The 9910-nt window shown below is 67.8% G+C and carries 11 protein-coding genes; 4 read left to right on the plus strand and 7 right to left on the minus strand.

Annotated elements, in window-relative coordinates; all coding sequences use genetic code 11:
• From QWJ38_RS23745 to QWJ38_RS23760, 4 genes are all read right to left on the minus strand, one after another.
• A partial coding sequence (locus tag QWJ38_RS23745) for a replication endonuclease (RefSeq protein WP_290361604.1) occupies positions 1 to 1776 on the minus strand: 1776 nt, incomplete at its 3' end.
• Positions 1773 to 2510, minus strand: coding sequence for a deazapurine DNA modification protein DpdA family protein (locus QWJ38_RS23750; RefSeq protein WP_290361605.1), 738 nt, complete (start codon positions 2508 to 2510; stop codon positions 1773 to 1775). The genes QWJ38_RS23745 and QWJ38_RS23750, both read right to left, overlap by 4 nt.
• Entirely contained in the window at positions 2510 to 2881 is a 372-nt protein-coding gene (locus QWJ38_RS23755) for a hypothetical protein (RefSeq protein WP_290361606.1), read from the minus strand. Before QWJ38_RS23755 ends, QWJ38_RS23750 begins: the two co-directional genes overlap by 1 nt.
• On the minus strand, positions 2878 to 3009 hold the full coding sequence (locus QWJ38_RS23760; protein ID WP_290359820.1) for a hypothetical protein: 132 nt from the start codon (positions 3007 to 3009) through the stop codon (positions 2878 to 2880). The genes QWJ38_RS23755 and QWJ38_RS23760 overlap by 4 nt, the downstream gene beginning before the upstream one ends.
• 304 nt (positions 3010 to 3313) lie before the next feature.
• Here QWJ38_RS23760 and QWJ38_RS23765 point away from each other — a divergent pair, with 304 nt between their 5' ends.
• The 4 genes from QWJ38_RS23765 to QWJ38_RS23780 all read left to right on the plus strand — a co-directional run bounded on the left by QWJ38_RS23765 (position 3314) and on the right by QWJ38_RS23780 (position 5132).
• The gene (locus QWJ38_RS23765) at positions 3314 to 3592 is read left to right on the plus strand and encodes a hypothetical protein (RefSeq protein ID WP_290361607.1); all 279 of its coding nucleotides are present in this window, start codon (positions 3314 to 3316) and stop codon (positions 3590 to 3592) included.
• 193 nt (positions 3593 to 3785) lie between these two features.
• A complete protein-coding gene (locus QWJ38_RS23770) occupies positions 3786 to 4154 on the plus strand; it encodes a four-helix bundle copper-binding protein (RefSeq protein WP_290361608.1) in 369 nt (122 codons plus the stop codon).
• Positions 4155 to 4183: 29 nt separating this feature from the next.
• Positions 4184 to 4645: a CBS domain-containing protein gene (locus QWJ38_RS23775; protein WP_290361609.1), complete on the plus strand. Its 462-nt coding sequence runs from the start codon at positions 4184 to 4186 to the stop codon at positions 4643 to 4645.
• 31 nt (positions 4646 to 4676) lie between these two features.
• Positions 4677 to 5132 (plus strand): PA2169 family four-helix-bundle protein, encoded by a 456-nt coding sequence (locus QWJ38_RS23780; RefSeq protein WP_290361610.1) that lies wholly within the window; start codon positions 4677 to 4679, stop codon positions 5130 to 5132.
• A gap of 168 nt (positions 5133 to 5300) precedes the next feature.
• Here the strand turns inward: QWJ38_RS23780 and QWJ38_RS23785 are convergent, their stop codons facing one another.
• From QWJ38_RS23785 to QWJ38_RS23795, 3 genes are read right to left on the minus strand one after another with little or no spacing between them, the layout of a single operon-like run.
• Positions 5301 to 6140 (minus strand): hypothetical protein, encoded by an 840-nt coding sequence (locus QWJ38_RS23785; protein WP_290361611.1) that lies wholly within the window; start codon positions 6138 to 6140, stop codon positions 5301 to 5303.
• On the minus strand, positions 6137 to 7735 hold the full coding sequence (locus QWJ38_RS23790; RefSeq protein ID WP_290361612.1) for a putative bifunctional diguanylate cyclase/phosphodiesterase: 1599 nt from the start codon (positions 7733 to 7735) through the stop codon (positions 6137 to 6139). Before QWJ38_RS23790 ends, QWJ38_RS23785 begins: the two co-directional genes overlap by 4 nt.
• A 55-nt stretch (positions 7736 to 7790) precedes the next feature.
• Positions 7791 to 9377, minus strand: coding sequence for a methyl-accepting chemotaxis protein (locus QWJ38_RS23795; protein WP_290361613.1), 1587 nt, complete (start codon positions 9375 to 9377; stop codon positions 7791 to 7793).
• Positions 9378 to 9910 lie beyond the last annotated feature (533 nt).

A 9910-nucleotide genomic window follows, 5' to 3' on the forward strand; every position in this document is an offset into this window, starting at 1 on the left:
GCCCCCCGGCGACTCTTTGCCCTTGCTCAATGCGGCGATGCCGCTGTTCATCAGGTACGCCGCGCCACCGCGGCGCGTACAGTTAATGACACGGGTCCAAGGCTGCGCGGCCTGCGGCCTTGCCGAAAGCCCCAAGCCCTCGCGCATGAATGCGCGCAGCTCGGCTTCCGGCTCTAGTGCAGCCTTGCGCTGATCCGCGGGCCACTGGCCCCGCGGCATCCATGCCTTGCGCTCGCTCGGCACGACCTCATCCGGCCGCTTCGCGTCATACAGACCAAGCGGCCAATCTTTCACCGATCGGCCATAGCGCCCTTGAATCTCGCGCTGCTCGGTCATCACGCGCAGGCGATAGCCGCGGCCGGTCATCGCCCCGCCCTGCGCCTGCATGTAAGCGCGCCAGCAGGCCCGGCGCCCCTCGTCGCGGTTGACGGCCGCATGAGCGGCGCGCAGTGCATCGCTGGCGCCCTGTGCGGCGGATGCATCCACCCGCCGCAGCTCGCGCCATACCGTTACGGGCGGCTGCCCGATGGCCTGAAATTGGCGGATGCCGTGAGCCGCCGCCCAAGCCATGACGCGCTGCGCCTTGTTCCCACCCTCGATAAATTCGACCTGGCCGTCGCGCTCGTCGCGGTGCCCCTCGGCGCCGACTGCGCCGGCGTCGTCGATGTTCTTGGCGATGTATTTCGCCACGTAGGACACGGCGCCGCCGCGCGCCGGGTCGATGCTCTCAAACTTGACCCGGTGCTCCTGGGCGCCTGGCTCGTCGCCGTCCTCGGCCAGCCAATGCTCGCGCAGCGCGGCCTGCAGCGCCGGCAGGTGCTCAGGGTCGGCCCAGAGCAGCATATGCCAGTGCGGACAGCCATCGTGATGCGGCTCGGCCACGCGGAAGCCGAACACGCGCAGACCCTGGCGCTTGATCCTGGCGCGCACCCGCGCCCAGGTCTTGCAGAGCCAGCGCTGGCCGTCGCGCGGCGTGCTGTCGTCATAGGCAGCATTCCGGCCGCCCTTGAAGTGCTGCGCATGAAACCGGCTCGGTAGGGTGTTGGTCGTGAACAAGCCGACCATGCCGCAAGCGGTCGCCCATTCTTCGGCGCCGCGAATCCGCGTCATCAGCTCGCCGCGGCGGATGGCCAGATTCGCCGTGCTGGACTCGACGGCCTGCCATAGCGTGATGATTTCGCCGTCAGCACTCTCCAGCTCGGTCGCCTCCAGCATCGCGCGATTGCGGGCGAGCTGGGCCAGGCGGCGGCGCACCGTTTCGTCCGTTACGTAGGGCTGGCTGGTACGTACGGAAATAGCCCCGCGGCGCTGGGCCTCGTCCTCTCTCCTACGTACGGCCGCGCGCCTGACCTGGCGGCGCCACCAGGCGGCACAGGTTACCCGCTTCACCAGGCCGGCGAGCTGGTCCGCCACCGAGGCGCCGCAGACCAATTCGGGCAGCGGACGCGCCTCCAGCGCTTCGACCTGTGCAGAGAGCCAATCGCGGGTCACCGGCTCGGCCAGGTCGGCTATCAGGTCCAGCATGAAGCCGGCGCGCCGCTCGGCTAGCTCGGCCAGGTCGCGGTCGCTGGCGTAGGGATCGACGGGGGCGGTGATCCGATCGAGGCGCACCCGGGCAATCTCGTCCAGCGTGCGCGCGCGCTTGGCCGATGCCGCCGCCGTGCGGGCCTGCTGGCGCTGCTGCCAGCGCTCGGCCGGCGTGATCCAGTCGGCACCCTTGAGGGCGCGCAGCGCGGGATTGGCGAGGCCGGCAAGGCCCTCGGCGATGCCGGTCATAGCGCGCCGATCAGCTCGAGCTGCGGCGCCCCGGCGCCGATATTGCGCGTCCAGGCGATCGCCTCATGCGGGCAATTCGGATCGCGCCCTTGGCGTCGCGCCGCGAAGCTCCAGGCCATCGAATCGGCCGTCTCCAGCAGCTCAACGACAAGGGAGGATTGCAGCGCGGTCGTCTTTAGCCCGAAGCCATGCAGGCGCAAATCGGGCCGCGCCCGCTTGATCGCCAGCAGCACTTCCTCGATAGCCCGCGGGTCGCCGTTGCGCTTGCAGACCGAGCCGACACCGACCCAGGCGCCGCGCGGCAGGCGATCGCCGTACATGGCGATATGCCGCACATAGTCGGCCGGCGCGAATCCCTGCAGAACTGGCATCAGGTAGACGCCCGCCACATCGCACGCCGCGAGCTGGTCGAATCGCTCGACCGTCATCCGCTGATGCTGCTCGACGGTGCGGCCCACCTTCTGAAGAATCCAGGCCTCGCACATGAAGTCTTGAGCAACGGCGGCCAGCAGCCGGCCATTGCCGGCCCATTTGCGTATCTGGGCCGCGTAGTCCTCGGCCGGGTGGCGATAGTCGCCATGCTGGGAAATTTCCGTGAAGGCGCCGGAATCCATGATCCAGTCGCCGGCGATGAAGGGCTTGCGCGCCCGGCGGCGCAGTCGGTTCACAGACACGAAGGCGGCAGCGACCTTGCCCACATGGTGCAAGTCGTGCATGCCGGTAAAGAAGCGCATCAGAACAGGCTGCCGGCGTCGGCGAAGGCGCGCTGCATGCTGCGCGCGAACGCGGACATAGTGACCTGTTCCGAGGAAGTGAAGGACTCCCAAGGCAGGCGTGCCGCGGCGTCGGCGTCGGCGCGCTCGGTGGCGCGAACACAGGTCAGCCAGCGGGCCTGCAGCGGCATGGCGCGCCAGATGCGGCCCGGCAGGCTGTCAGTTTCGGGGACTGCTTCGGCGGCCTTGCGTCCGCTCAGGTAGCGATTGCGGGCGGCCTGGCCGATGCTGACGCCCTTCGCCGCCGCTTCGGCGCGCAGCGCGACGCCGAGCGCTGCGCCGGCGTGCATCAGGGCAGCGCGGGACAGTGCAGGAGAAAGGCCGCCGCTCATGCCGGCATCCCCGCGAAGATCAGGCCGACGAAGCCTAGAAACAGGGTGATCGAGCCAACGACAGCATCGACGCTGTACGCCCGCTTGATGGCTTGGCGCTGGGCCTGGGTGATGAGTGCGCTACGCATGGAACCCCCGTTCGGTGCCCTCCCCCCTGTGACCTATCGGTGAGCGGCCCGGGCGTCGAACTCGCCGCGCGGGTTAACGGTCCGCCGCAGATCGCGGGCCGCTCGCCGATAGGTGCTGCGGCCGGGGAGGCACCGGGGGAGGTTTGACAAGGAACCCGGCCGCAGCGGAGCGGACGATAGTGCAGCAACATTTACTCAGTCAAAGGCTCTGCACTGTTTACCCTTTGAACTACTCGGATTAGAGTCGGCACCTGTCGCACTCAAGCGACGAATCCGGGGGGGTTCCATGTTTTCTACTGCACAAATGCTCGATTTGGCCCGTGAGCGCCAAGGCGGCGTTTCTGACTACCGAATCGCCCAACTCTTGGGCCTCAAGCCGAACCAGATTTCGATGTATCGACACACTGCCGTTAAGCCGTCAAACCCCGTAGCCATCAGGCTTGCCGAGCTTTGCGACCTCGATCCGGCCACCGTCGTGGCATGGGTCAACATCGAGCGCGCGACCACCCCCGAGGACCGTCTGGCCTGGGAAATCATCCTGAAGCGCCTCGCCCCGCAAAAGCGGCTCAAGCAGGCCGCTTAACCACCCGGGAGGGTGGCGGCGCTGTCGCGTTTTGCGACATGCGCAGTTCCGAATTTGCTTTGTGTATCAATACGTTACGCCCGTTCTCGTCCGGGCGAAATACACATTGTCGACAATATGAATGCAATGAAGAGCGGCCCCGGGCGCGCCGCTTGCTCCCCGATCTCATCCGCCCCATCGAGGAGCTTCAGCAATGCCCAGCACCGAGCCGAGCGACGAGCTGCAGAACGACGCCATCGACGAATGCATAGACGCCTGCGCCGAGGCCCAAAAGTCCTGCCAGCGCTGCGCGATCGCCGATATCCAGTCCGGCGACACCTTGATGGACGTCTGCGCGGCGATCAATCTCGACTGTGCCGACATCTGTGCCGCGACCCTGAACGCGCTGGCCCGGCATTCGCGTCATTACGGCGATTTCTGCGCGGTCTGCGCGCATCTGTGCCGTGCCTGCGCGGCCGAGTGCGCGCGTCATCCGCATCACTCGCATTGCCTGCAATGCCAGCGCGCCTGCGAGCGCTGCGCGGCCGCGTGCGAGCGCCATGCCGGCGCCCGCCATCCATAAACCTGCAGGACGAGCAAGGAGTTGCAACGATGGCCGATATTGCCGAAATCATGTCCAGCGCGGTGCGCGTGATCGGCCCGGAGGCCAGCATCGGCGAGGCGGCGCGGCTGATGCGCGATCTGGACGTCGGGGCGCTGCCGGTCTGCGCCGACAAGAAGCTGCTGGGCATGGTGACCGACCGCGACATCACCGTGCGCGGCGTCGCCGAGGGACTGGGCCCCGAGACCGCCTGCGTCAGCGACGTGATGACCGGCGCCGCGCTGTTCTGCACCGCCGATCAGGACAGCGAGGAAGTGCTGCGCCTGATGGCCCAGCACCAGCTGCGCCGTTTGCCGGTGGTCAATATCGACAAGGAGCTGGTCGGCATCGTCTCGATTGCCGACCTGGCCCTGCGCCAGAGCGGCCCGGTCGACGAGGCGGTGCGCAGCATTTCCGAGCCGGCCACGCAGCCGGCCGGCATGCAGGCGGCCGTGCGCGAACGCGAGGGCTGAGCAAGATTTCACCAACTGAAGGACCCCTGCCATGGACAAGACCCTGAAGATCCTCAATGACCTGATCGAGACCAGCAAGGACGGCGAGTACGGTTTCCGCAGCTGCGCCGAGCATGTGCGCGACAACTCGCCGCTGCGCGAGCTGTTCGGCAACCGCGCCAATGAATGCCGCAGCGCCGCGGCCGAATTGCAGACCCTGGTCGTGCGCCTGGGCGGGCGGCCCAGCGACGAAGGCTCGGTGCTGGGCTCCCTGCATCGCGGCTGGGTGTCGGTGCGCGGGGCGCTGGCCGGCCACAGCGAGCAGGCGATGCTGGAGGAATGCGAGCGCGGTGAGGACCAGGCGCTGGACGCCTATCGCGAGGCGCTGGACGAGCCCGAGCTGCCGCCGGACGTGCGCGAAGTGCTCGAGCGCCAGTACCAGGGCGTCAAGCGCAATCACGCGCAGATTCGGAACCTGCGCGACCAGTCGCGCGCGCAACAGGCCTGAAGCTGCGGCCCCAAGAAAAGCGGGGCCTTTCAGCGCCCCACCCTCCTTTTCGGTGGGTCTAGACTGATGGCCGGATAAGGGACCGAGCACCCTGCCCTTGGACTTGCCCTTCACGGGCTTCTCAGCGCTTCCCTGGGCGGAGCGACATGCGCGCAGCTTCCGTTTCATTCATCGCATCGCCGTCGGCTTGCCGTTCCACGGCGCATCGCGGGCCGGGGCCGAGGCCACGCCAACCAGCGGCCGGTGATTCCAGTCGATGACGGAATTCGTGTGCAGACGCCGCACGACCCAGAGGAAGTAGACCGAGGCCGGCACGCCCAGCAGATCGAAGGGCAGCGCCGCCGTGTCATGGCTGGCGGTCAGGGCCGAAACCAGGTGCATGGCGGCGCAGGTCGGGAAGACGGCGGACAGCGACAGCCCGGACAGCGACCAGGATCGGTCCAGCACATACCGGCGCACCTGGGTCGCCGCCAGGTACAAGCCCACCATGCCATAGGTCGCCGTCACGAAGACATTCGAGAACAAGCCCAGCGACGCGAGCACGGGTTCGGCGGGCGCAGCAGCGATCACTTGCAGGCCCAGGGCCGTGCAGACGATCTGCTCTGGAGCGGCCAGCGGCGCCACCATGGCCCAGCCCGCAAGCAGGCCGGCCGCGCCGAGAAAGGCAGCCGTCGATGCGGCGACGCTGACCGGGCTCGCGAGGACCACGCGGTCACCGGCGCCGCCAAGTGCGGCCTCGATGCGAAATAGGCAGAACACCAGTCCGGCCGGCAGGCCCAACAACGTGACGGCGAGCAGTGCTGGCGACACCGTGCCGCCATTGAGCACGCACCAGCCATGGACCAGGTGATGCGGCCCGCAGCTCGCCGCCATCAGGGAGAAGCCCAGACCGAAGCGCGACAGGCCGCGCTGCCGGTACTGGCTCCAGGCCTCCCAGGCGCTCAGGAGACCGAGACAGGAATAGGCAGCCCCCACCAGGAGGTGGCCGATGCCGATGATCCACATCATGTGCGGTCTTCCTGCTCCCCACCCATCGGCGCGCCGATGTGGAAGAGAAACTCGTCGATGAAAGCCCGGTGGGCGCGTCGGCGCTTCGCGCCGATCAGCGGCTTCAGGCGATGCTTCGCGCTCGTGGGCGCTTGCCAGAGCGTGCGTCCGAGCAGCGGCGGAATTTCCAAGGCCGCAACGGGTCTGGAGAACAAATAGCCCTGCGCCACCGGGCAGCCCATGCTGCTCAAGGCCAAGGCCTGCTCGGCCGTTTCGACGCCTTCGGCGATCACATGTTTGCCCATCGCATAGGCCAGGCTGAGGATCGAGGACACGATGGCCGTGTCGCCGGTCTCGGACGGCAGGCCGTCAATGAAGGAGCGATCGATCTTCAAGACCTCGACCGGCAGTTCGCGCAGCCGGCTCAGCGAGGAATGCTCGGTGCCGAAATCGTCCATCGCGACGTAGACGCCCATGCGGCGAATCCGCGCCAGCATGTCGATGATGTCCGTCGCCCGGCCCATCAGTGCGCTTTCGGTCAGCTCCAGGCACAGGGCCTGGGGGCGGATACCCGTTTCATCGAGCACCTGCTGCAGCTCGACCGCGAAGGCCGGGTTGTCGAGCTGGCGCGGCGAGATGTTGACCGTCATCGACAGCGAGCTCGTGCCCCATCGGGCCAGCTGCCAGCAGGCGGCGCGCAGCACCTGCCAGCCGAGCTCGTCGATCAGCCGGCATTCCTCGGCGATCGGAATGAACTCCGCCGGCGACATCGTCCCCAGCTCGGGATGCTGCCAGCGCGCCAGTGCCTCGACGCCGACGACCTTGCCGGTCATCAGATTGACCTGCGGCTGGTAGTGGACGTAGATCTGCGCCTCGCGCAGCGCGGTGCGCAGGTCGGACTCGACGCGCATCCGCCGCGCCGCGCGCGCATGCAGCTCCTCGTTGAAGCGTTCGACCCGGTTGCGGCCGCGGCTCTTGGCCGCGTAGAGCGCCGTGTCGGCGTCGCGCAGCAATTGCTCGGCGGATTGCGATCCCGGCGCGCAGAGGGCGACGCCGATGCTGACCGAGGTGACGATCTCGCGCCCCCCGACGTCGATCGGTGCGCTCATGACCGCGAGCACGCGGGCGCCCAGATTGGCCACCGCCCGCTGATCCGTCTGCGGCAGCAGCACGACCAGCTCGTCGCCACCGAAGCGGCTGACGGTGTCGGCCGGTCCGACGCAATCGGAGATCCGCTGGCTCATCTCGCGCAGCAACTCGTCCCCGCTGTCGTGGCCCAGCGAGTCGTTGACCAGCTTGAAGTTGTCGACGTCGATGAAGAGCACCGCCACCTGGCCGTTGCCGGCCACCGGGTTCTCCAGCGCGCGTGTCAGGCGGTTCAGCAGCAGGCCCCGGGTCGGCAGGCCCGTCAGCAGGTCGTGCGTCGCGGCATGGACGAGATCGGCAATCGCCGCCAGCGTCTCCTGCTGCGAGGCCTGCTGCATCGCCGATTCGTGCAGCAGCGCGTCGCTGATCGCCAGCAGCGAATCGGTCCGCCTGGCCGTTAGCCGCCGGGCGGCCGGCCCTTGCCGGTCGGAGGAGATGCCCGACGCTTCGTACTGCGCGTTGTCATCCATGATTTGAACTCCCCGGCATCGGCCCGGTCGACATCGACGGGGCCGCTTCTTGCTATCAGGCGCCGAAGCGAGCGGTGGCGCCGGCCGCCAACTTGAACCGGGAAATCAGCTGCAGCAAGCCCGCCGCCTGCTGCTTGAGGCTCTCGGCCGCAGCGGCGCTCTCCTCCACCAGCGCGGCGTTCTGCTGGGTGCCCTGGTCGATCGAGGCCACGGCCTGGTTCACTTGGCCGATGCCGCTGCTCTGCTCGCTCGTGGAGGCATTGATCTCGGCCATCAGGTCCGTCATGCGGCGCACCTGGGTCACGATATCGCCCATCGTCGAGCCTGCTTCGCCGACCAGCTGGCTGCCGGCCTCGACCTTCTCGACGCTGTTGGTGATCAGGCCCTTGATCTCGCGCGCGGCCTGCGCCGAGCGCTGCGCCAGCGAGCGCACCTCGCCGGCGACCACGGCGAAGCCGCGGCCCTGCTCACCAGCGCGCGCCGCTTCGACAGCGGCGTTCAAGGCGAGGATATTGGTCTGGAAGGCGATGCCGTCGATCACGCCGATGATGTCGGAGATCTTGCGGCTGGAGTCGGTGATCTCGCCCATCGTGTTGACGACACGCTGCACGACTTCGCCGCCGCGGCCGGCGACATCGACGGCCGAGTTCGCCAACTGGTTGGCCTGGCGCGAGCTGTCGGCCGTCTGTTGCACGGTCGAGGTCATCTGCTGCATCGAGGCCGCCGTTTCCTGCAGGGCGCTGGCCTGCTGCTCGGTGCGGCTCGACAGGTCCTGGTTGCCGGTGGCGATCTGCTCGGAGGCGGTCGCGATGCCGTCGGCCGATTGGCGCACCTGGCTCACCATGGAGACGAGGCTCTCGTTCATCCGCTTCAGCGCCGCCAGCAACTGGCCTGTCTCGTCCTTGCCGCTCACCTCGATGTCCGAGCTGAGGTCGCCGGCAGCCACCGCCTCCGCCAGATGCACGGCTCGCTCCAGCGGACGGGTGATCGCGTTGCTGAGCGCCCAGCCCATCGCCACCGCCGCCAGCAGCGCCACGGCGCAGGCGCCGAACATCATCAGACGGTCACTGGCATAGGCTTCGCTGGCCGCCAGCACGCGCTTCTTGCTCTGCTCCTGTTCATACTCGACATACTCACCGGTCGCCTTCAGCAGCGCCGCCAGCAAGGGCCGGCACTCCGCATTCATCTTGGCGATCGCATCGTCGCGACGTCCGTCGAGCGCCATGCCAACGATGGCCTGCGCGACCTGGCCGTACTTCTCCTCGACCTTCTCGATCTCGGCCACCATGGCGCGGTCCCGCGGGCCGATATCGCCGGCCGCCTCCAGCGCGCCCTTCAGCCGGACGACGGCCTTCTTCATGTCTTCATGCGCCTGCGTGACGGCGGCCTTCTCCGTCTCGCGATCGGCCGCCTGGCTGACGAGCACCAGATTGCGCGCGGCGATCGCACGCCGGTTGGCGGCGGCGCGGACATCGGTGGCCAGGAGCTCACGGGCGGCAACCCCATCGAGGTACTCCGAGAAGCGGCTGTTGGCCCGGCCCAAGGAGCTCAGCGCCATGGCGGCCACGAGCAGCACGACTGCCGCCAGCAAAGCAAAGCCCAGCATCAGCTTGGACTTCATACGCAGATCATTCAGTTTCATCTTGCTCCCCCTTGCGTCTCTTGGCGACCCGCCGTTGTTTCTTCCGATGCCCCGTTTTCAGACCGGAGCCGATGCGCCCTGGATACGGCCTCTTGTTCTTCCCGTCGCATGGCGAGCTGCGGCCTTTGATGGCAAAGATATCCGTGTGGATCGACAAGGGCGCCCACATTCGGAGGGGGCTAGGGAAAGGCGCGGAGGTTTTCGTGCGAAACCACACCATTTGTTACGGGTCGCTGCGGCGCGGTGTTGCCGATGAGACAGATGCTGGGGCCGGCTTGTGATGGAGGGTTTTCCCGCGGGGGCGATTGCAGCCGGCCAAACAGCTCCGTGAATAGGGGCTGCCGATGGCGTCGGATCCGCCGCTCACCAGGCGTGATGGTCGCTTCCGTCAGCTCTGCTCGAAGCGGATGCGGATCCAGTGCCGCTGCGTCTGCCCGGGGCGCAACACGTAGCCCACCTGAGGCCAGGACGCTTCGCCGAGGTGGTGCACGGTGTCCGGCGGGTACTGGGGTTCGAGCGCCAGGCCGGCATGG

Source organism: Roseateles violae, from assembly GCF_030410485.1.
Classification (GTDB): domain Bacteria; phylum Pseudomonadota; class Gammaproteobacteria; order Burkholderiales; family Burkholderiaceae_C; genus Roseateles_D; species Roseateles_D violae.

Coding starts and splice junctions, on each gene's coding strand:
- QWJ38_RS23750 (WP_290361605.1), bottom strand. CDS start 2,510: ATGCGCTTCTTTACCGGCATGCACGACTTGCACCATGTGGGCAAGGTC.
- QWJ38_RS23755 (WP_290361606.1), bottom strand. CDS start 2,881: ATGAGCGGCGGCCTTTCTCCTGCACTGTCCCGCGCTGCCCTGATGCAC.
- QWJ38_RS23760 (WP_290359820.1), bottom strand. CDS start 3,009: ATGCGTAGCGCACTCATCACCCAGGCCCAGCGCCAAGCCATCAAGCGG.
- QWJ38_RS23765 (WP_290361607.1), top strand. CDS start 3,314: ATGCTCGATTTGGCCCGTGAGCGCCAAGGCGGCGTTTCTGACTACCGA.
- QWJ38_RS23770 (WP_290361608.1), top strand. CDS start 3,786: ATGCCCAGCACCGAGCCGAGCGACGAGCTGCAGAACGACGCCATCGAC.
- QWJ38_RS23775 (WP_290361609.1), top strand. CDS start 4,184: ATGGCCGATATTGCCGAAATCATGTCCAGCGCGGTGCGCGTGATCGGC.
- QWJ38_RS23780 (WP_290361610.1), top strand. CDS start 4,677: ATGGACAAGACCCTGAAGATCCTCAATGACCTGATCGAGACCAGCAAG.
- QWJ38_RS23785 (WP_290361611.1), bottom strand. CDS start 6,140: ATGATGTGGATCATCGGCATCGGCCACCTCCTGGTGGGGGCTGCCTAT.
- QWJ38_RS23790 (WP_290361612.1), bottom strand. CDS start 7,735: ATGGATGACAACGCGCAGTACGAAGCGTCGGGCATCTCCTCCGACCGG.
- QWJ38_RS23795 (WP_290361613.1), bottom strand. CDS start 9,377: ATGAAACTGAATGATCTGCGTATGAAGTCCAAGCTGATGCTGGGCTTT.